At 66.6% G+C, this 17,068-nt stretch carries 16 protein-coding genes and 3 pseudogenes; 15 read left to right on the top strand and 4 right to left on the bottom strand.

Annotation, left to right across the window (positions count from 1 at the left end; all coding sequences use genetic code 11):
• Positions 1-104: 104 nt before the first annotated feature.
• From D7006_RS05505 to D7006_RS05560, 12 genes and pseudogenes are all read left to right on the top strand, one after another.
• Positions 105-449 carry a transcriptional regulator domain-containing protein gene (locus D7006_RS05505; RefSeq protein ID WP_237355860.1) on the top strand — a complete coding sequence of 115 codons (345 nt, stop codon included), beginning with the start codon at positions 105-107 and terminating at the stop codon, positions 447-449.
• Entirely contained in the window at positions 415-873 is a 459-nt protein-coding gene (locus D7006_RS05510; RefSeq protein WP_237355861.1) for a DUF2285 domain-containing protein, read from the top strand. Before D7006_RS05505 ends, D7006_RS05510 begins: the two co-directional genes overlap by 35 nt.
• Positions 874-1,013: 140 nt before the next feature.
• Positions 1,014-1,295, top strand: a complete 282-nt coding sequence (locus tag D7006_RS05515) for an AlpA family transcriptional regulator (protein WP_237355862.1) — start codon at positions 1,014-1,016, stop codon at positions 1,293-1,295.
• Positions 1,296-1,310: 15 nt separating this feature from the next.
• Positions 1,311-2,465, top strand: a complete 1,155-nt coding sequence (locus D7006_RS05520; RefSeq protein WP_237355863.1) for a replication initiator protein A — start codon at positions 1,311-1,313, stop codon at positions 2,463-2,465.
• Complete coding sequence (gene parA / locus D7006_RS05525) at positions 2,462-3,115, top strand: ParA family partition ATPase (RefSeq protein WP_237355864.1); 654 nt, start codon at positions 2,462-2,464, stop codon at positions 3,113-3,115. Before D7006_RS05520 ends, parA begins: the two co-directional genes overlap by 4 nt.
• Complete coding sequence (locus D7006_RS05530; RefSeq protein WP_237355865.1) at positions 3,112-3,366, top strand: hypothetical protein; 255 nt, start codon at positions 3,112-3,114, stop codon at positions 3,364-3,366. Before parA ends, D7006_RS05530 begins: the two co-directional genes overlap by 4 nt.
• Positions 3,363-3,893 (top strand): DUF2840 domain-containing protein, encoded by a 531-nt coding sequence (locus D7006_RS05535; RefSeq protein WP_237355866.1) that lies wholly within the window; start codon positions 3,363-3,365, stop codon positions 3,891-3,893. Before D7006_RS05530 ends, D7006_RS05535 begins: the two co-directional genes overlap by 4 nt.
• Positions 3,890-4,440, top strand: a pseudogene (locus D7006_RS05540) (S26 family signal peptidase). Before D7006_RS05535 ends, D7006_RS05540 begins: the two are co-directional and overlap by 4 nt.
• 291 nt (positions 4,441-4,731) lie before the next feature.
• The gene (locus D7006_RS05545) at positions 4,732-5,271 is read left to right on the top strand and encodes a lytic transglycosylase domain-containing protein (protein ID WP_237356858.1); all 540 of its coding nucleotides are present in this window, start codon (positions 4,732-4,734) and stop codon (positions 5,269-5,271) included.
• Between the two features lie 243 nt (positions 5,272-5,514).
• Positions 5,515-7,254 carry a VirD2 family relaxase/mobilization nuclease gene (locus tag D7006_RS05550; protein WP_237355867.1) on the top strand — a complete coding sequence of 580 codons (1,740 nt, stop codon included), beginning with the start codon at positions 5,515-5,517 and terminating at the stop codon, positions 7,252-7,254.
• A 24-nt stretch (positions 7,255-7,278) separates the two neighbouring features.
• The gene (locus D7006_RS05555; RefSeq protein ID WP_229644297.1) at positions 7,279-9,252 is read left to right on the top strand and encodes a conjugal transfer protein TraG; all 1,974 of its coding nucleotides are present in this window, start codon (positions 7,279-7,281) and stop codon (positions 9,250-9,252) included.
• Between the two features lie 5 nt (positions 9,253-9,257).
• Complete coding sequence (locus D7006_RS05560; RefSeq protein WP_229644296.1) at positions 9,258-9,686, top strand: CopG family transcriptional regulator; 429 nt, start codon at positions 9,258-9,260, stop codon at positions 9,684-9,686.
• Between the two features lie 88 nt (positions 9,687-9,774).
• Here the strand turns inward: D7006_RS05560 and D7006_RS05565 are convergent, their stop codons facing one another.
• Positions 9,775-10,629 carry an SDR family oxidoreductase gene (locus D7006_RS05565; protein WP_229646964.1) on the bottom strand — a complete coding sequence of 285 codons (855 nt, stop codon included), beginning with the start codon at positions 10,627-10,629 and terminating at the stop codon, positions 9,775-9,777.
• A gap of 87 nt (positions 10,630-10,716) precedes the next feature.
• On the opposite strand from D7006_RS05565, the gene D7006_RS05570 reads away from it, so the two are divergent.
• Entirely contained in the window at positions 10,717-11,622 is a 906-nt protein-coding gene (locus D7006_RS05570; protein ID WP_229644295.1) for an AraC family transcriptional regulator, read from the top strand.
• An 84-nt stretch (positions 11,623-11,706) separates the two neighbouring features.
• Here the strand turns inward: D7006_RS05570 and D7006_RS05575 are convergent, their stop codons facing one another.
• Positions 11,707-12,549, bottom strand: a complete 843-nt coding sequence (locus D7006_RS05575) for a helix-turn-helix transcriptional regulator (RefSeq protein WP_229644294.1) — start codon at positions 12,547-12,549, stop codon at positions 11,707-11,709.
• Positions 12,550-12,643: 94 nt separating this feature from the next.
• Here D7006_RS05575 and D7006_RS05580 point away from each other — a divergent pair, with 94 nt between their 5' ends.
• Entirely contained in the window at positions 12,644-13,540 is an 897-nt protein-coding gene (locus D7006_RS05580) for an SDR family oxidoreductase (RefSeq protein WP_237355868.1), read from the top strand.
• A gap of 112 nt (positions 13,541-13,652) precedes the next feature.
• Here the strand turns inward: D7006_RS05580 and D7006_RS05585 are convergent.
• Positions 13,653-13,847: pseudogene (locus tag D7006_RS05585) on the bottom strand (transposase); the annotation flags it as partial.
• A gap of 5 nt (positions 13,848-13,852) precedes the next feature.
• Here D7006_RS05585 and D7006_RS05590 point away from each other — a divergent pair.
• Positions 13,853-14,482, top strand: a pseudogene (locus tag D7006_RS05590) (transposase); the annotation flags it as partial.
• 838 nt (positions 14,483-15,320) lie between these two features.
• Here D7006_RS05590 and D7006_RS05595 read toward each other — a convergent pair.
• Positions 15,321-16,997 (bottom strand): electron transfer flavoprotein-ubiquinone oxidoreductase, encoded by a 1,677-nt coding sequence (locus D7006_RS05595; protein ID WP_237355869.1) that lies wholly within the window; start codon positions 16,995-16,997, stop codon positions 15,321-15,323.
• Between the last annotated feature and the right edge of the window lie 71 nt (positions 16,998-17,068).

Consider the following 17,068-nt stretch of genomic DNA (forward strand, 5'->3'; position numbering starts at 1 on the left):
GCCGCAGTCGCATCACGCGATGCTCCCCGGCCGGCTTCCCCCAATACCCTTAATCCCTGATTGTCCTTGCTCGACACGCACGCCAGTGATGCGGAGCCGAGAAAATGAAGCCGGACACATCGCGTTGGCGCGATAGCGCCAGCTACGATTATTTCGACGACCTCTCCGTCGAAGGCCTCGCCTGGGAATGCCTGCGCCGGGACGAGACCTACCAGGACCACTACCAGTCCCTCGTGAAGGCCGGCTCGGATGCCGACCCGCTCCCCCGGGAGGTGGAGCAGCGCTGGGGGCTGCGATTTCGCCGCGCGGCCATCTCTCTCCGCCGTGGAACAGAACGTCCCGTGGTCGCCGGTGGTCGATCCGGCCATCGTGCTTCTTGCCCAACAGCCCGCGTTTCTTCCGGGCGCGCCCAGCGTGTCGTTCGGCGGCATGGTTGCGCCGCGCGATAGCACCGAGGGACGATACTGGGTCCATGGTCCGGCACCCCATGCCGCGCAGGTGCTGCTGCTGACCGGGACTCGCCCCGACACGCCACTGGCGGCATTGATCCCGCTGGATGCGGACACCATAGGGCGGATGGAAGCGCTGACCCGCTTCTGGCGTGCTGTCGAGGGTCGGCCATTGATCCCCGACACCCGCGTTACCGCCCAGCAGCGTGGCCGACTGCGCACCATGATGCTGGCGGCCGATGGTCGGGCGAACGGCGCCAGCTATCGCGACATCGCCGCGGTCCTTTACGGCCCCAAGCGCGTTGCGTCCGAGCCCTGGAAAACCTCGGCGCTGCGCGACAAGGTCATCGGCCTCGTCAAAGGCGGCCTCGCCATGATCGGCGGCGGATATCTCAAGCTCCTGCGTCATCGCAGAAGACCATAGCCGCATCGGCGGCATCCTGAGGGTGGGGATTTTCGCCCCCCCAAACTTCCCCATCCCCCTCGACGGCTGCCCTTCGCCACCGTGATCGCCATCCGCCGCTGATGACCAGCGGCCCGAGATCGCCCACGGAGGTTCGATCCATGCGACCCGACGCTGTCCCGCTGCCGCCACGCTACTTGCGCACCAAGGAAGCCGCCGTCTTCCTCAGCCTGTCGCCCCGGACGCTCGAAAAGCACCGCACCTACGGAACCGGTCCCGCCTATCGCAAGCTCGGCGGTCGCGTCGTCTATGCCATCGAGGATCTGCAGGCCTGGGTCGCCCGCGGCGCGGTCACCTCCACCTCCGATCCCCGCGGCTCGATCCTGCCGGCCAAGCGCCAGGGCCTGCCTGGCCTTGCCGAGCCCCACCGCTTCGCACGCTGATCGGAGCCCTTCTCCATGGCGGCGCGGCATCACTCCCAGCCGGAGCGCGGACAGCTCGATCTGTTCCGCGCGCTTCCCGGCGCGTTCGCGCCACGAGATGCGCAGGATCTCATGGCCTATCCCTTCTTCTCCCTCTCCAAGACCCATCGCATCGCGCCCATCGATTTTGCCGCCGGCGATGTCTCCATCCGGGTCGAGGCCGTGCCTGACCACGGCATGGCGACCATCTGGGACGCCGACATCCTGATCTGGGCGGCGAGCCAGATCGTGGAGGCCCGCGACGCTGGCCTGCGCACGTCGCGCTTCGTGGTCGCCACCCCCTATGAGATCCTCAGGTTCGTGGGGCGCGGCACCTCGCTGCGGGACTATCAGCGCATGAAGGCGGCGCTCGACCGGCTGCAATCCACCACCGTGTCCACCTCGATCCGCCAGCGGGCCGAGGGACGGCGCCATCGCTTCTCCTGGATCAACGAGTGGAAGGAGCGCACCGACCGGGATGGCAGACCCGCGGGAATCGAGCTCATCGTCCCCGACTGGTTTTATTGCGCCATCGTGGAGGACGCCCTCGTCCTCACCATCGACCGGGCCTATTTCGAGCTAACGGGCGGGTTGGAGCGCTGGCTCTACCGGCTGGTGCGCAAGCACGGCGGCCGCCAGCACGCCGGCTGGCGCTTCGACTTCCGCCACCTCCACCTGAAATCGGGCAGCCTCTCGCCCTTCAAGCGCTTCGCCTTCGAGCTCAGGGACATCATTCGCCGCCAGCCGCTGCCCGGCTACACCCTGTTCCTGGAGTGTGACGCGGGTGCGCGCGCGCTGCTCGCTTTCGAGCCGGCCTGTGGACGACCTGTGAATCCCTTCGTGCCATCGGGAACCCGGTGCCACGTGCCATCAGGAACTGGCCCCTCGTGCTTTCGGGAACCGAAACAGGGGTTAACCCCAAGCCCGAAAACGCAAAATCGCACCCCTAACTTAGAGTCTAACATAGACTCTAACCTTAAAAGGCGCGCGGGCGATGTGGACAATCGCACTCAGCCGGCCCGAAAACCTGCCCACCTGCGCACCTCTAAAGATCAACGTCTTCCGTCTTTCCGTAAAGACGGATTTCAGGCGCCAGAACCTCTTTCCGCAACCGAGACGATGCCTGCCGACACATCGGGAGGCCCGCGATGATCGTCGCGCTGCTCAATCAGAAGGGCGGTGTCGGCAAGACGACGCTCGCTTTGCATCTCGCCGGGGCGTGGGCGAACCGCGGTCAGCGCGTCACGCTCATCGATGCGGATCCCCAGGGCTCCGCCCTCGACTGGTCGCAGCAACGCAGTCGCGAGGGCCTGCCACGCCTGTTCGGCGTCGTCGGGCTGGCACGAGACACGTTGCACCGCGAAGCTCCCGAGTTGGCACGCCATGCCGACATGATCGTCATCGACGGGCCACCGCGCGTGGCCGGTCTGATGCGCTCGGCGCTCCTCGCCGCCGATCTCGTGCTGATCCCGGTGCAGCCCTCGCCCCTCGATGGTTGGGCCTCCGCGGAGATGCTCGCGCTCCTGAATGAGGCGCGCATCTACCGGCCGGAACTGGCAGCACGCTTCGTGCTGAACCGCTGCGGCACCCGCACTGTGCTCGCCCGCGAGACCGCCGAGACACTGGCGGATCACGATCCGCCCGTGCTCGCAACCACCATCGGCCAGCGCGTCGCCTTCGCCATGTCCGCCCAGTCCGGGCGGCTCGTCAGCGAGCTCGACGAAGGTGGCCCGGCTGCGCGCGAGATCACGGCGCTGGCGGCGGAGATCGCCGGTCTCGCGGGTCCGAGACGCCTGCCATGAGCGCGCCACCGATCCGCAAGGGCTTCGCCGCGCGCCCGGCTGATCCGGAGCGCTGGATCAAGGCCGCCGAGGCCAAACCGGCAGGTGATGGCTCATCCGGCGCCTTTACCGCGCGGCTCACCATCGACGTCACGCCCGACCTGCGCGGGCGGATCAAGATCGCCGCCTTCAGTCGCGGCCAGACCGTCGCGGACATGCTCCGCGATCTCCTCGCCCGAGAATTTCCCCCGACATCAGGAGAGGCCTCATGATGAGCCCGCCGGTGCCATCCTCGGTTCCCAAGCCTATCGTCCCGTCACCCGCCGCGCCGACATCAGATCCGCTCACCCATGTGGAACTCACCTGGATCGAGAAGCGGATCGAGAACTGGATCCGCTTCGGCCGGCCCGTCCATGCGCAAGCCCTCGACCGCAGCCGCCGCATCGTATCGTTTGCACCCGGGACGATCTTCGCCTTCGTCCGATGGGCGGCAAACGACTTCGGCACCGTGGTGTCGCGCATCGACATCGTGCGCGCCGTCGCACCCGGCGAGGCCTACCAGACGCTTCCCTTCGTGCGACCGGGTGGCGAGATCCTGCTGCGCGTCGATGGCTGGCCGAAGGTGGAGAAGGTGCTCCAGCACGTGGATGCCATCGATACCCTCGGCATCCATGGCGCAGACGTGGCGCCGGACCATTGGCGTCACGTTCACAACCGCCTGGCGGCCGGCCACACGCCCCGAACTTACACGGTCGAGCGCCATGCGGCGTGGCTGAAGCGGCGGGAGTGCGAGGAATGACCCGCTTCGGCTACGTGATGGTCACCTACTTCTTTGTCATGGGCACGGCAGTCGCTGTGTTCGTTCCGACACCGCTGAAGCTGGTGTGGAACGTCTCCGCAAGCGCGCCCATTGGGCTCTATGCCATCGAGCCGGCGCGCAGGCTCGAGGTCACGGACCTCCTGGCCATCACGCAGCAGGCGGCGCTCGCCCGTTTCCTGGTGGAGCGCGGCTATGTGGGCGCGGGCGTCCCATTGATGAAGCGCGTGGCGGCGCTTCCCGGACAGGAAGTCTGCCGCAAGGACCGCACCATCACCGTCGATGGCGTGGCTTACGGCGAGGCGCTGGAGCGCGACAGTATCGGCCGTCCCCTGCCGGTCTGGCGCGGCTGTCGGCGCATCGCGGAAGGCGAGCTCTTCCTCATGAACTTCGACGTGCCGGACAGTCTCGACGGACGGTATTTCGGGCCACTGCCCGCAAGCACCGTGATCGGCCGCGCCGTGCCGTGCCGATCTACACCGACGAGGCTGGCGACGGGCACTTTGTCTGGCGCGCGCCGACGCGCTGAGCGCCACCGACCATCTCCACCTTCATCACACCTCGAGAGGCCGTCATGCTGCGGGCCATACTGTTTTCTTGCGCCTGCGATGGCGTACACGCATCGATGCGAGTGCTCATTTGCCCCCGTGCGCTGGTGCTTCTTCTCCTTTCCGGAGTGCCCTGCGCCTGGCCAACAACAGCCATGGCGGCGGAAACACGAGGGCCACAGACCCCACCTTCGCCGAGCGATCGCTACGCCGATTTCATCGCGGAGGCGGCGGAGCGTTTCGACATTCCCGCAGCCTGGATCCGGACCGTCATGCGCGCCGAAAGCGACGGCGACGCGCGCTCGACCTCGTCCAAAGGCGCAATGGGGCTGATGCAGATCATGCCGCAGACCTGGGCCGAACTGCGCATCCATTACGGTCTCGGCGAGGATCCCTACGACCCGCACGACAACATCGTGGCGGGCGCCGCCTATCTGCGGGAGCTATTCGACCGCTATGGCAATCCCGGCTTCCTCGCGGCCTACAATGCGGGGCCGGGCCGCTACGAGGCTTCGCGGAAAGGGCGCCCCCTGCCACCGGAGACGCGCGCCTATGTCGACAGGCTGGCGCCGGACATCGCGCGCGGAGAGGCTCAGCCCTCCTCGCCGACATCGCGCTCCACGCCGGCGGTCGAGACGCCATCCTGGGCTCAATCTCCAATCTTTGCGGTGCAGCCGATCCGCACGTCGGCTGCAGATCTGGCGTCACACGATCGCGTTCAGCCAGTGCCTGAGGTACGCGATATCTCAGCCATCGTTCCGCAGTCGGCGGCTCTGTTCGTCGCTCGTGGCGGCCTGGGAGGCGCGCCATGACCGCGACGAGGCTCATTCGTATCCTGTCGGGCGATATCGTGGTCAGGCGAAGGTTTGGAGGGGAGACGCAGGAAACGACAGTTCGATGGCGAGATAAAAGGGCGCAAGGTGCGCTCCGGTCGGGCGGTTGTTTTTGCAGGGGGATTTCCATCCAAACGCACATTGCGCTGCAGATCTGCAATGTGCATCGAACGCTCAAGCCTCTAGTTTCATTGATGTTCTCCCACATTGCGGGGCTGCGTCATGGCTGATGAGCGTGAATTCCGCGTCCGCCCCGGCCGCATCCGCTCGACCCGCACGCAGCGGGCCCGCCCCTTCATCGCCCAAGCCCTTACGGCGGCCCAGAAGGCCGGCGGGCATGTCTCCCGATCCGGCCGCATCTCCTCCGGCACCCACTCGCACTTCGGACGCGGCCGGGCGGCGAGCATCGTCGCCAATCGCTTGCTCACCGGGCGTTCGCGGATCGTTGTGATCAAGACCCGCGTGGTCCGGCATACGGCGAGGGCCACACCGTTCGTCGCGCACCTGAGTTATCTACGGCGAGAGGGCGTGACCCGGGACGGAGAGAAGGCGCGCCTGTTCGGGCCGAGCGCCGAGGACGGGAACGGCCGTGTCTTTGCGGAGCGCTGTACCGACGACCGGCACCATTTCCGCTTCATCGTGTCGCCCGAGGATGCGGCGGACATGGCCGACCTCCGGTCCTTCGCTCGCGACCTCATGGGCCAGATCGAGAAGGACCTCGGCACAAAGCTTGACTGGGTCGGGGTCGACCACTGGAACACCGACAATCCCCACCTCCACATATTGGTGCGGGGCCGGACCGATGACGGCCAGGACCTCGTCATCTCCCGTGACTACATCAAGGAGGGCATGCGCGCCCGTGCGCAGGATCTCGTCACCCAGGAGCTGGGGCCGCGTACCGACCTCGACATCCACCGCGCCGTCGAGCAGCAGGTGGAGGCTGACAGATGGACCCAGCTCGATCGCCAGCTGATCCGCGACCAGCGCGAGGTTGGCGTCATTGACGTCGCGCGCGATGCCGATGGTGGGGCGGACGCTTTCCTGCCGATGAAGGTCGGCCGGCTGCGCAAGCTCCAGGCCCTCGGCCTCGCCGATGAGATTGGCCCGGGCCAGTGGGTGATCGACGAGAAGGCCGAGGCGACGCTCCGTGCCCTCGGAGAGCGCGGCGACATCATCAAGCGGATGCACCGCGCGCTCAGCGACCAAGGTATCGAGCGCGGCACGGCAAGCTATGTGCTCGCCGGCGAGAACCTGGATGCTCCTATCATTGGTCGTCTCGTGGATCGAGGCCTCGATGACGAGCTGAAGGGTACGGTCTATGCCGTGGTGGATGGCATCGACGGACGGACCCATCACATCCGACTGCCCGACCTCGAGGCGACTGGCGACGGCGCTCCCGGCTCCATCGTCGAACTCCGGAGGTTCGAGGATGGGCGGGGTCAGGCGCGGGTTGCGCTCGCGGTCCGCTCCGACCTCGACATCGAGCGGCAGATCACGGCCTCCGGCGCCACCTGGCTCGACCGGCAGGCGCTCAGCCGTGCGCCGGCGTCCCTGTCAAAGGGCGGCTTCGGCGCCGAGGTGCGCGGGGCGATGGAACGTCGCGCCGACCATCTGGTCCGGGAGGGGTTGGCCGAGCGTCAAGGCCAGCGCGTCACCTTCGCCCGTGACCTGATCGAGACGTTGCGCAAATGGGAGGTGGACGCTCTGGGCGGGAAGCTCGCTGCCGAGACCGGACGGCCGTTCAATCGATCTGGCGGGGGAGACTATGTCTCCGGCACCTACCGTCAGCGCTTTGCGCTGGCCTCGGGGCGCTTCGCCATGATCGACGACGGCCTCGGCTTCCAGCTCGTGCCCTGGACGCCTTCGCTGGAGAAGCAGCTGGGCAAGCACATCTCCGGCGTCGCCCGAACTGACGGCGGCATCGACTGGTCCTTCGGCCGCAAGCGCGGCCTCGGCCTCTGACCTTAACCGTGAAGGGACCGCAGTATGTCCGCGACCAAGATCCTCTGGGGCCAGATCCTCGCCGTCTTCGCCATCGTGTTGGCCACCACGTGGGGGGCGACGGAATATGTCGCCTGGCGGCTGGGCTTCCAGGACCAGCTCGGCCCGCCCTGGTTCGTGCTGGGGCACTGGCCCGTCTATCACCCGCCGGCTTTCTTCTGGTGGTGGTATTTTTACGACGCCTATGCGCCGGAGATTTTCACAGAAGGCGCCTTCATCGCCGCCTCGGGCGGGTTCCTGTCCATCGCGATCGCCATCGGCCTGTCGGTCTGGCGGGCGCGGGAGGCGAGGCGCGTCGAGACCTATGGCTCCGCCCGCTGGGCCGAGCCGGACGAGATCCGGTCAGCCGGACTTGTCGGTTCCGACGGGGTTGTGCTCGGCCGCCATGGGCGGGACTATCTGCGCCATGATGGACCCGAGCACGTCCTGTGCTTCGCGCCCACCCGCTCCGGCAAGGGCGTCGGCCTCGTCGTGCCCTCGCTGCTCACCTGGCCGGGCTCGGCCATCGTCCACGACATCAAGGGCGAGAACTGGCAGCTCACCGCAGGCTTCCGGGCGAAGCATGGGCGCGTGCTGCTGTTCGACCCCACCAATGTGCGCTCCTCTGCCTACAATCCCCTGCTGGAGGTCCGCCGCGGGGAATGGGAGGTGCGCGACGTCCAGAACATCGCCGACATCCTCGTGGACCCCGAGGGCTCCCTCGAGAAGCGCAATCACTGGGAGAAGACCAGCCATGCTCTGCTGGTGGGCGCCATCCTCCATGTGCTCTATGCCGAGCGGGACAAGACCCTGGCCGGTGTCGCGGCCTTCCTCTCTGATCCCCGGCGGCCCATCGAGACGACCCTCGCCGCCATGATGACGACGGCTCACCTCGGAGAGGCGGGTCCCCATCCCGTAATCGCCAGCGCCGCCCGCGAGCTCCTCAACAAATCCGAGAACGAACGGTCCGGCGTGCTTTCCACCGCCATGTCCTTCCTCGGGCTCTACCGAGATCCCGTGGTGGCCGAGGTGACTCGGCGCTGCGACTGGCGGATCACCGACCTGGTGGCAGGTGGCCGCCCGACCAGCCTCTACCTTGTGGTGCCGCCCTCGGACATCAATCGCACGAAGCCGCTGATCCGCCTGATCCTGAACCAGGTGGGGCGCCGCCTCACAGAGGATCTGCAGGCGAAGGCCGGCCGGCATCGCCTCCTGCTCATGCTGGACGAGTTCCCCGCGCTCGGGCGGCTCGACTTCTTCGAGAGCGCGCTTGCCTTCATGGCGGGCTACGGGCTCAAGAGCTTCCTCATCGCCCAGTCCCTGAACCAGATCGAGAAGGCCTACGGGCCGAACAACTCCATCCTCGACAACTGCCATGTGCGGGTGAGCTTCGCGACCAACGACGAGCGCACGGCGAAACGCGTGTCCGATGCCCTCGGCACCGCCACGGAGATGAAGGCCATGAAAAACTATGCCGGCCACCGGCTGTCGCCCTGGCTCGGGCACCTTATGGTGTCGCGCTCGGAAACAGCCCGACCACTGCTCACTGCCGGCGAGGTGATGCAGCTTCCGCCGGCGGACGAGATTGTCATGATCGCCGGTACGCCGCCGATCCGGGCGAAGAAGGCGCGATATTACGAGGATGAGCGGTTCAGGGAGCGGGTGCTGCACCCGCCGGAGCTCCTGGCCCCTCGCGATCGTCAGCCCGACGACTGGAGCGTCTTTCCGCAGCCCGTGCCTTCACAGATCAACTTGATGGTCGAGGGGAGCGACGACGAGGATACCACCAGCTCCGAACAGCGGCGCCAGCCGGAATTGGCGCGGGTGGTGGAGGCCCATGAGCAGCCCCCCAACGAGTTCGAGATCTATCTGATCGACGACAGCGAGGACGACGTCGCCCGGACCAGTCGCATGACACGCACGATGCAGGGCGTCGCGCGCCAGGTTTCGCTCGATCCCAATGACAGCATGGAGCTGTGACGGCGATGGCCCTACGCAAGAAGAAGGCGCAGATCTCGGTCTATCTCGATCCGGCCACTATGCGGCTTCTCGCCGATTATGCCGCTCGGCGGGATCAGCCTCAGTCTCTGATCGCGGAGGCTGCCATTGCCTCCTTCCTGTCTCCAGACGCGGCCGAGCAGCGGGAGGCTGCCGTCGCGAAGCGCCTTGATCAGCTGGACAGGCGGATCGCCCGGCTGGAACGAGACCTCGGCATCTCTGTCGAGACGCTGGCCGTGTTCGTGCGATTCTGGCTGGCCACCACGCCGGCATTGCCCGAGCCGACGGCCCAGGCCGCGCGAGCCAAGGTGGGGGAGCGGTATGAGGCATTCGTCGCGGCGCTGGGGCGGCGGCTCGCGCAGGGGCCGAGGTTGGTGCAGGAGGTCTCTGAGGAAGGCGGTGTTCCCAAACCGTGAGACAGGGGCTCTTGCGCGATGACCAATGTTCGCACCGCAGGCGGTCAAACAGTCCCGCCGCCATGATGGCTGGCGCGATGGCGCAGCCTCAGAGCGCGCGCGTGTCGGCAAGGGCACGGCTTGGGAGATTCGGGCGGAACATCTCCCGCATCTTCTCCAGATAATGGGGTTCAGAAGTGCTCCAGCGCAGCTCCGCGAGGAGCCGGGTGTCGGGACCTGCCGGATAGCGGATCTCTTCGCCCTCGGCCGTCGCAGCCGTGAACACAGCCTGCGCCACCTCTGCCTCGGTGCAATAGGCGGTCGGATAATGGGCCATCTTCTGGAAGCACCCGAGGGCGAAGGCCTCGTAGTCCGCCGGGATCAGGCCTTGCATGCGCGGGCCACCATTGGTGGTGAAATTCGTCGTCGGGGCGTAGCCGGGTTCCACGAGGCGGGCGCGGATGCCGAACGGCTCCAGCTCATAGGACAGGGATTCCGTATAGCCTTCCACGGCACACTTGCTGGCGGCGTAGATCGCCACCAGCGGCATGACGCCGATGGCCGTGCTGGACGTCACGTTGACGATGACACCATGTCCCTGCCGGCGCATGTGCGGAATGATGGCGCGGCATGTTGCGAACACGCCGAAGCTGTTCGTCTCGAAGATCTCGCGGATGATGCTGTCCGGTGTCGCTTCCACCACGGAGGCCATGCCGATCCCGGCATTGTTCACCAGAACATCGATGGCACCGAACGCCGCAACCGCGTCAGCGATGGCGTGGGTGATGCTGTCACCATCGGTGACATCGAGCTGCAGGACGCGCAGCCGATCCGAAACGGGAAAGATGCCGGGGGCCGGCCGGCGCATGGTGGCGACGACATTCCAACCCTGAGCCAGAAAGTGCTCCGCGATCGCCTTGCCGTAGCCTGAGGAGGTGCCGGTGATGAGAATGGTGGGGGTCATGCCTGTCTCCGTGTTCCCCTGCAGGATAGACAGGCTGGCGATACGATATATAATCAATATGCCTAAAATCATTATTGCTCGTCCAGAATGGATCCCCTCAGCGAGGTCATCTCTCTGCTGCGCCCGAGCGCCGCTTTGTCCAAGCCAATCACCGGGGGCGGCGATTGGGGGGCGAGCTACGCCGCCTATGGGCAGCCGGGGTTTGCCATCGTGCTCGCCGGGCAATGCTGGCTTGCGATCGAGAAAGAAGAGCCGGTTCTGCTCGACCGCGGCGACTTCGTGCTCCTGCCCGATACGCCATCGTTCACCCTGTTCAGCCGGCCCGGCGTCGCCTGTGCGCCGTGCGCCCCGTCGAGCGAGGCCGTCCACCACGGGGATTTGGAAGGCGAGCCGGATTTCCGAATGCTCGGCGGCAGCTTCAGGATCGATCCTGTCAATGCGCCGGTTCTGCTCGAGCTGCTGCCGTCCATGATCCACATCCGTTCGTCTGACGGTGATACCGGCCGGCTCGGCCGTCTTGTCGATCTGATGATGGAGGAATGTGGAGCCGATCGGCCCGGCTGGGACATGATCCTGGAGCGGCTGCTGGAGGTGCTGCTGGTGGAGTGCCTGCGTTGGCGCGGCCGGGACCACGGCGCCTTGCCCGCGGGCTTGCTGGCGGGACTGCAAGACCCGGCGCTCGCCGGGGTGCTGCGGGGCATGCATACCGACGTTCGAACCGGATGGACGGTGGCCGAGCTGGCGGCTGTCGCCGGCATGTCGCGCTCTGCCTTCGCTGCCCGATTTTCTGACGTCGTCGGCTGCGCGCCCATCGAGTATCTGTCGCGTTGGCGGATGGCCCTGGCGCAGAACGCCCTGAGCCGCGGCGGACAATCGCTGGAACGCCTCGCGGAACAGCTCGGCTATGAGTCCGCAAGCGCCTTCAGCACCGCGTTTCGCCGGCGGGTCGGCACGTCACCGGGCGCATTCGCGCGCGCCAGACGGAGCGCATGACGACCCTCCGGATCAATGGGGCCGCGCTCCCCTTCCAGACATTGAAGTCCTTCCCGAGATCGCCCCCGCTCGCACCGTCGCTCTTCACTCAGAACCAGCCTTCGCCTCCACCAAACCCCTGATCCTCGCCGCATCGGCAGGGGTCGCCGGATTGTAGACGACCATGCTGAGATCAGAGCGGCCCTCCACCGTGAAGGTGGAGAATTCAAGCGTCACGGTGCCCAGAACCGGGTGGCGGATGTGCTTGAGGCCTTCGCCCTGGCCATGGATGTCGTTGTCGCGCCACAGGGCCGCGAATTCCGGGCTGAGACGGCAGAGCTCTTCGACGAGGGGTTTTATTTCCGCCGCAGCACCCGCTCGCGCCGCCGCCGCGCGGAACGCGCCGACCACGAGCCGCGCGACGCTCTCCCAGTCCGCCTGGGCGGCGCGCACCCGTGGATCGAGGAAGATGAAGCGCAGAATGTTGCGCTCCTCCGGCGGCAGCTTGCCGTAATCGGTGAGCATCACCGTCGCCGCCCTGTTCCAGGCGACCACGTCCCACAATGCGGTCCGGATGAAGGCGGGACTGGGGTCGAGCGCATCGAGCACGTGCTGCAGACGGGGCGAGACGTCGTCATTCTTCCTGTAGCGCACTTCGGGGGCGCGGCCGAGACCGAGCAGGAAGAGATGCTCGCGCTCCAGGTCGGTCAGCATCAAGGCGCGCGCGATACGGTTGAGCACGTCGGCGGAAGGGGCGCCGCCGCGTCCCTGCTCCAGCCACGTGTACCAGGTGGGGCTGATATTGGCGCGTTGCGCCACCTCCTCCCGGCGCAGGCCGGGGGTGCGCCGCCGCGCCGGGGAAAAGCCGAGGGCGGCAGGATCGAGCTTCCCGCGCCGATCCTTCAGATAGGCCCCGAGCCGGTTTTCGTCGCGCGTGGGATCGGCCATGCTGTTAGTCATTATACCCGTATAAGCTCACGACTTTACCCGGATAGCTAAGGCGCCGAAACCCGTCTCCCGTCAACCCGCGGAGACCTTTCCCATGCGTGTGTTTGTCACCGGCGCGACCGGCTTTATCGGCTCCGCCGTCGTCAAGGAATTGATCGCAGCCGGCCACCAGGTGCTCGGGCTGGCCCGTTCGCCGGAGAAGGCGACGGCGTTGCTGAACACCGGCGCCGGGGTTCATCGGGGATCGCTCGAGGATTTGCAAGATCTGACCTGTGCTGCGGCCCAATGCGACGGCGTCATCCATCTGGCATTCAACCACGATTTCTCGAAATTCGTCGCCAATTGCGAGGACGACCGCCGGGTCATCCTGGCGCTCGGCTCCACACTCGCCGGTTCCAGCCGTCCTCTGATCGTGACCTCCGGGACCGCCATCGCGAAAACCGCGCCCGGCGCGCCCGCCAAGGAAGATAATGCGGCGCTGAGTTCGCAAACCAATCCCCGCGCGGCCTCGGAAGAGGCTGCCGCCGCCCTCGCCGCCGATGGCGCCAACGTTTCGGTGGTGCGCCTGCCGCAAGTGCACGACACGGCCCGGCAAGGGCTCGTCAGCTACGCCATCGCGATGTTCCGCGCGCAAGGCGTGTGCACCTATGTGGGAGACGGCGAGAATTGCTGGCCCGCCGCCCATGTCCTCGACGTCGCGCGCCTCTATCGGCTGGCCGTCGAAAGGGCTGAGCCGTCGGCCAGGTACCATGCAGTGGCGGAAGAAGGCGTGCTGTTCCGCCATATCGTGGAAGCGGTCGGCCGACGGCTCCAGCTTCCGGTCACGCCCATCGCTCCGGAGGCGGCGGAGACCCACTTCGGCTGGCTTTCCTCCTTCATGACCCACAGCTTGCCTGCCTCGAGCGAGCAGACTCGGAAGAAGCTGGGCTGGGAGCCGGCCGGCCCCGGTCTCATCGCCGACCTGGACCGGTTGCCGCTCTCCGAGGGGTGACCGGCCTCGGTCCACCGCATCCGCGGACCTCCAGATCGCGCCGATTCCGTTGAAAAAGTCGGCGCTGGAGGCGTGGCGACATTGGCACTCGTGAGGGGCGTGCGCTTCTCCTTCAAGCCGTCACGGCTCTGGGGCCGTTGGGCACCAGCTTGGCGAGCTTCCTGAGGTTCTGAGCGGTGGCAGCGAGATGGAACTCGTCCCGGGCACTGTTCGGGCCGCGCAGTCGCAGGCGGTCGAGCCTGAGGATGCGCTTCAGGTGGGCGAACAGCATCTCCACCTTCTTCCGCTGCCGGCGCGAGGTGACGTATGCCTCTGGCCACCATCGCCGCTGACCCGAGGCATCTCGGCGTCCGCATCGGCATCACTGCGGTGCTCCATACCTGGGGATCGGCGCTCACCCACCATCCCCATATCCATGCCGTGGTGCCCGGCGGCGGGCTCTCGACTGATGGTACCCGCTGGATTGCCGGCCGAGCCCGGTTCTTCCTGCCGGTGCGGGTGCTGTCCCGCCTGTTCCGGCGGCTTCTTCCTCGACGGTCTGCGGAGGCTCCACGCCACCGGCCGGCTCGCCTTCTTCGGTGATCTCGTCCCGCTGGCGGAGAAGGGGGCGTTCGAGGCCATGCTGGCACCCCTGCGCCGCGCCGAGTGGGTTGGTCTACGCCAAGCGTCCGTTCGCCGGCCCTGCCGCGGTGCTGGCCTATCTGTCGCGCTACACGCACCGCGTCGCCATCTCCAACAGCCGGCTCATCTCCATGGACGACCGTGGGGTCACCTTCCGCTGGAAGGACTATCGCGCCCGGGCCAAGGCCACCGGCAACGGCTGGATCAAGGCCTTGATCCTGCCGGCGGACGAGTTCATCCACCGCATCCGGCACTACGGCCTGTTCGCCAGCGCGGTCCGCGCCGCCAACATCGACAGGATCCGCGCGCTGCTGGAGCCGCGGGAGGAGAACTCGCAACGCCTGGCGCCATCCTCCGTCGACGAGAAAAAGGAGGCAACAGCTCTGCGCTGCCGGTGCTGCGGCGGCTCCATGACCGTCATCGAGACATTCGCCCATGGGGCACTGCCCCGGACATGGTCCGCTGAACCCTTCAGGTTCGACAGCTCATGAGCGCCGAGCCCGTTCCCCGGCACCAGTGTCTCGTCGAAGGCAACGCCATCTCCGGCATCGGGGCCGCACGCGCTTTGTCATCGGCAAGGCCGCGTCCATCATCATTGCGGCACCGGAAAGATGTTGTTGCCGCGAAGACCGGAACACGACCGGAGTGCATTGGCCCCATCATGTACCTCGATATCGGTCCCTCGATCGGTGTCTCCCCCGTCAACGCCTGCCTCAAATCCCCATAGCACCGCAAAGACCTCGACCGTCGTGCACGTCGAACCGCGGTTTCCTCCCCTGGAGGCTTTCCGACGCCGGCCCGCATGCCCAGTCCCGCTGTCGTGATCGGGCCGGCATCCGAAACCCTTCACAGGAGCAGACGTTGGCGTCTCGCCGAAAAGCGGTCTCTTGCTTTTTGTTCGGTCTGTGGGGACTGCCAACCGTACGTAACTGGAAGCAAGGTGGTCCCCATAGAGGAGGCCAAACGAGATAATCACCTCGTCGAGCAGGAAGAAGCGGCCGCGGCGTCAGGTGCTTCCAAACCGGCTTCCCTTCGTGCCAGCAATCCGCCCAGCCACCGCAACCGAAAGCCGCCGAGGTCGGCGGCAGCGGCATAAGACCGCAAATCCGCACCTGGAAACGCAGTTCAGGTTGCCTCCCTCCCGGTCGTGATGCGTCCCTCACATATTTGGATAGTTGGGCCCACCGCCACCCTCGGGGGCGGTCCAGGTGATGTTCTGGTTGGGGTCCTTGATGTCGCAGGTCTTGCAGTGGACGCAGTTCTGCGCGTTGATCTGGAAACGCGGCGCGTCCGCCCCCTCCTCGATCCACTCGTAGACGCCGGCCGGGCAGTAGCGGTTGGACGGGCCGGCATAGATGTCGTGCTCCGACGCCTTCTGCAGGGCCATGTCCTTCACCACCAGATGCACCTGCTGGTTCTCCTCGTGGTTGGTGTTGGACAGGAACACCGACGACAGCTTGTCAAAGGTGAGCACGCCGTCGGGGCGGGGATAGGTGATCTTCTTGCAATCCTTCGCCGGCTTCAGGGAGGCGGCGTCGGTCTTGCCGTGCTTCAGGGTGCCGAACAGGGAGAAGCCCAGCGTGTTGGTCCACATGTCCAGCGCGCCCAGCGGAATGCCGATGAAGGTGCCGAGCTTCGACCACAGCGGCTTCACATTGCGCACCTTCTTCAGGTCCGCACCGATGGCGGATGAGCGCCACGCCGCCTCGTAGCTGATGAGTTCGTCATGGCCGCGATCCTCGCCCAGCGCGCCGGCGAGGTGGTCGGCGGCCAGAATCCCGGAGAGCACCGCGTTGTGGCTGCCCTTGATGCGCGGCACGTTCACGAAGCCCGCCGCGCAGCCCACCAGCACGCCGCCGGGGAAGCTGAGCTTCGGCACGCTCTGGTAGCCGCCTTCCGAGAGGGCGCGCGCGCCATAGGCGATGCGCTTGCCGCCCTCGAAGGTGTCGCGGAAAAAGGGATGGGTCTTGAAGCGCTGGAACTCGTCGAAGGGCGAGAGCCAGGGGTTCTGGTAGTTGAGGTGGACCACGAAGCCCACCATCACCTGCTCGTCCTCCATATGGTAGATGAAGGCGCCACCGCCGGTCTTGCCGTCGAGCGGCCAGCCGAAGCCGTGCTGCACCAGGCCGGGCTTGTGCTTCTCCGGCTTCACCTTCCACAGCTCCTTCAGGCCGATGCCGAATTTCGGCACGTCGCGACCGGCGTCGAGGCCGTACTTGGCGATGAGCTGCTTGGTGAGATGGCCCCGCGCGCCCTCGGCGAACACGGTGTAGCGGCCGCGCAATTCCATGCCGCGGGTGAACTCGCCCTTGGGCAAGCCGTTCTTGTCGACGCCCATGTCGCCGGTGGCGATGCCGGTCACCGCGCCCTTGTCGTCAAAGAGGATCTCGTCGGCGGCAAAGCCGGGATAGATCTCCACCCCCAGCGCCTCGGCCCTGGTGGCGAGGAAGCGGCAGACATTGCCCAGCGAGCCGACGAAATTGCCGTGATTGTTCATCAGCGGCGGCATGGCGAAATTGGGCAGGCGGATGCCGCCGGCGGGGCCGAGCAGGTAGAAATGGTCATCGTTGACCTGGACGGAGAGCGGCGCGTCCGCCTCCTCGCGCCAGCCGGGCAGGAGCGCGTCGAGGCCGACCGGATCGATGACCGCGCCGGAAAGGATATGGGCGCCCACCTCGGAGCCCTTCTCCACCACCACCACCGAGATGTCGCTGCCGCGCTCGGCCGCCTGCTGCTTCAGGCGAATGGCGGTGGCAAGGCCGGCAGGCCCGGCGCCGACCACCACCACGTCATAATCCATGCCCTCGCGTTCAGGCAGTCCGTGCTCCGTACTCATGTCAATATCCCAGAGTGATCATCGTACGCCCCTCTGACTCTGTTCCCGTGGACCGCGGGGGCGCCTAAACC

The sequence above is a fragment of the Xanthobacter sp. YC-JY1 genome, assembly GCF_021730305.1.
GTDB classification, from domain to species: Bacteria; Pseudomonadota; Alphaproteobacteria; order Rhizobiales; family Xanthobacteraceae; genus Xanthobacter; species Xanthobacter flavus.

What these genes read in the sequence shown, in the direction of transcription:
- D7006_RS05580 (WP_237355868.1), top strand. Translation starts at nt 12,644, where the DNA reads ATGCGTGTGTTTGTCACCGGCGCGACCGGCTTTATCGGCTCCGCCGTC.
- D7006_RS05555 (WP_229644297.1), top strand. Translation starts at nt 7,279, where the DNA reads ATGTCCGCGACCAAGATCCTCTGGGGCCAGATCCTCGCCGTCTTCGCC.
- D7006_RS05505 (WP_237355860.1), top strand. Translation starts at nt 105, where the DNA reads ATGAAGCCGGACACATCGCGTTGGCGCGATAGCGCCAGCTACGATTAT.
- D7006_RS05520 (WP_237355863.1), top strand. Translation starts at nt 1,311, where the DNA reads ATGGCGGCGCGGCATCACTCCCAGCCGGAGCGCGGACAGCTCGATCTG.
- D7006_RS05560 (WP_229644296.1), top strand. Translation starts at nt 9,258, where the DNA reads ATGGCCCTACGCAAGAAGAAGGCGCAGATCTCGGTCTATCTCGATCCG.
- D7006_RS05515 (WP_237355862.1), top strand. Translation starts at nt 1,014, where the DNA reads ATGCGACCCGACGCTGTCCCGCTGCCGCCACGCTACTTGCGCACCAAG.
- D7006_RS05575 (WP_229644294.1), bottom strand. Translation starts at nt 12,549, where the DNA reads ATGGCCGATCCCACGCGCGACGAAAACCGGCTCGGGGCCTATCTGAAG.
- D7006_RS05545 (WP_237356858.1), top strand. Translation starts at nt 4,732, where the DNA reads ATGCGCGCCGAAAGCGACGGCGACGCGCGCTCGACCTCGTCCAAAGGC.
- D7006_RS05570 (WP_229644295.1), top strand. Translation starts at nt 10,717, where the DNA reads ATGGATCCCCTCAGCGAGGTCATCTCTCTGCTGCGCCCGAGCGCCGCT.
- D7006_RS05535 (WP_237355866.1), top strand. Translation starts at nt 3,363, where the DNA reads ATGATGAGCCCGCCGGTGCCATCCTCGGTTCCCAAGCCTATCGTCCCG.
- D7006_RS05550 (WP_237355867.1), top strand. Translation starts at nt 5,515, where the DNA reads ATGGCTGATGAGCGTGAATTCCGCGTCCGCCCCGGCCGCATCCGCTCG.
- parA (WP_237355864.1), top strand. Translation starts at nt 2,462, where the DNA reads ATGATCGTCGCGCTGCTCAATCAGAAGGGCGGTGTCGGCAAGACGACG.
- D7006_RS05565 (WP_229646964.1), bottom strand. Translation starts at nt 10,629, where the DNA reads ATGACCCCCACCATTCTCATCACCGGCACCTCCTCAGGCTACGGCAAG.
- D7006_RS05530 (WP_237355865.1), top strand. Translation starts at nt 3,112, where the DNA reads ATGAGCGCGCCACCGATCCGCAAGGGCTTCGCCGCGCGCCCGGCTGAT.
- D7006_RS05595 (WP_237355869.1), bottom strand. Translation starts at nt 16,997, where the DNA reads ATGAGTACGGAGCACGGACTGCCTGAACGCGAGGGCATGGATTATGAC.